2 tRNA genes are annotated in these 213 nt (G+C 51.6%); both read left to right on the forward strand.

Annotated elements, in window-relative coordinates:
• Window positions 1-76 (forward strand) — tRNA-Phe (locus Q0753_RS16655).
• Window positions 77-136: 60 nt separating this feature from the next.
• A tRNA-Phe gene (locus tag Q0753_RS16660) sits at window positions 137-212 on the forward strand.
• Window position 213 lies beyond the last annotated feature (1 nt).

The raw sequence follows: 213 nt of genomic DNA on the forward strand, positions 1-213 counted from the left end.
GCCCAGATAGCTCAGTCGGTAGAGCAGGGGATTGAAAATCCCCGTGTCGGCGGTTCGATTCCGTCTCTGGGCACCATATTTCAAGCAATAAGTTCGAAAGCAGTTTGAATGTGCTCTTGGTAAAAGATCACGTTAAGCCCAGATAGCTCAGTCGGTAGAGCAGGGGATTGAAAATCCCCGTGTCGGCGGTTCGATTCCGTCTCTGGGCACCAT

The organism is uncultured Oceanisphaera sp., assembly GCF_947495715.1.
GTDB classification, from domain to species: domain Bacteria; phylum Pseudomonadota; class Gammaproteobacteria; order Enterobacterales; family Aeromonadaceae; genus Oceanimonas; species Oceanimonas sediminis.